Origin of the sequence: Lamprocystis purpurea DSM 4197 (assembly GCF_000379525.1) — a bacterium.
In the GTDB taxonomy this organism is placed as follows: domain Bacteria; phylum Pseudomonadota; class Gammaproteobacteria; order Chromatiales; family Chromatiaceae; genus Thiodictyon; species Thiodictyon purpureum.
Genome location: NZ_KB902454.1, coordinates 1 through 1724, shown reverse-complemented (window position 1 = coordinate 1724; position 1724 = coordinate 1). Strand labels below are relative to the sequence as shown.

Sequence of the window (1724 nt, the reverse complement as noted above, 5' to 3'; positions counted from 1 at the left end):
CGGCATGATCTGACTCTTGGACAATGGAATTACGTGGTTGATCCTAACGGTTTTTCTTAATAAAGATGTATAACTAATTTATGCCTCGTTACTTATCGAGTTTATCAATATCCGGACACTTACCGACTCTGTAACTCATTTTTTCACACTGTGAAAAACCAGCCTCACCAAAAAGCTTAGCTAAAAAGGCCGCCGTGAACGCGCAATGATGCGAATTTTTTACGGCGCTTCGAATCCCTACCTCGTAAATTTCTATGTTAAACACTGTAGGATCTTCAGCATCATAACGCGCTACTATCTTTTCGAGGTCAGGAACAACTACCCGACAAATCCCTTGAGGGCGCAAAACGCGGTAACATTCGCGGATCAACTTTTTAACTTCATCTAAAAACAAATGCTCGAAAACGTGCGAACTAAAAATTGCGTCTATTGAGCAATCAGGGAAAGGAAGCGGTGTACACAAATTAAGATAATGCAGTTGCTTGAATATACCCTGCTTATGCTGTTCGTACCGAGCGGCGGTCATCAGACCAAGCTTACTAAGTACGAATGGTAATAGCGGAACTTTCGAGATCCAAATATGAGGTGTAATATCGGTATTTCTCCAGCCATCCACCTTTTTATCAAAAGCGCCAAACTGCACTTTCATGCTATATTCCTCATTACTGATAGCACGTCTTTCCACCATGATGTTATCGCGGTCTTCGTTGCACAAAGAGGAATTTTAACCGAAGGCCACAACCAGAATACCATCCAAAAGCGCCCGCCGTGACGTCTTGTAAAGACGTACCAAGCCTTCAAGGGCAGCCCCTTCTTCCCTAGTAGTTTATGATATCGTTCAAAAATGCCATCGCTTCTGTTTGGCGATACACCGGGTAAATGTCGGTCGCATTGCCCAGCGTAGCCTGGCATGATAAAAACAGAAAAACCTGCGGATTTTGCTCGTAATCCATAATCGATATCGCCCATAGTATGAATGTAAGCCGTGTCCAAGTTACCAAGTTTGTTTGCGACTTCACATGGGACCAATACGCAATTTCCATTCATTGTGTCGCAAGCTAGAGGAGCGTTTCCTGCTTGCATGGTACGGTATTTGAACGGATGCCACTGACTGATCCTTACAAGACCACCATACGTAGCCGCTGCGCCTTGGCGCCCCTGCGTTGTTCCGACGATAATGCTATATGCAACAACAGATCCAGCGGTGTCAAGCAATTGAGAGAGCGTATTTTTATATAGAATGACATCATCATTTAGCCAAAGATAATAGTCAAATGTATTACGCATCGCTGTGGCGAACGCCAAGCGCATTCCGCCATTCCAGTACAAATTTCCATCACCCAGAATCACGCTAACATTGGGGAACCGCTTTCTAACAGACGCTGCAGTACCGTCTGTGCTTCCGTCATCGACGAGAAACACCGTAAGCGAATGGCCTTCCGGTAGACGATTCTGAAAAAGCGAGTCCAAACAATCAAGGGTCGTGTTGCAACGATTATGGCAAGTTAACAAAGCGGCTATCCGTTGTTCCCCCATATAAGTCATTGCGGAATGCTCCAAAAACCTAGAACACAGCTTGCCTGGGTAACGATTCAAAAGCAAGTTAACCACCTTAAGTAGAAAAGCCGTTATCGAGATTCTATTAATTATACGGACAAGCTGTTCGCATAAATTGTATGTGGCAAGAGAAAGAACGACTGGATTCGCTTGATGTCGCCTTTTAG

At 44.4% G+C, this 1724-nt stretch carries 2 protein-coding genes; both read right to left on the bottom strand.

Annotated features, from left to right (window positions below; genetic code table 11):
- Window positions 1-88: 88 nt before the first annotated feature.
- Entirely contained in the window at window positions 89-649 is a 561-nt protein-coding gene (locus A39O_RS38120; RefSeq protein ID WP_083924591.1) for a class I SAM-dependent methyltransferase, read from the bottom strand.
- The coding region (locus A39O_RS38115) for a glycosyltransferase family 2 protein (RefSeq protein ID WP_211211558.1) at window positions 646-1724 on the bottom strand (1079 nt) is incomplete at its 5' end. The genes A39O_RS38115 and A39O_RS38120, both read right to left, overlap by 4 nt.

Excerpts from the sequence above, each read along its gene's own strand:
- A39O_RS38120 (WP_083924591.1), bottom strand. The coding sequence starts at position 649 with ATGAAAGTGCAGTTTGGCGCTTTTGATAAAAAGGTGGATGGCTGGAGA.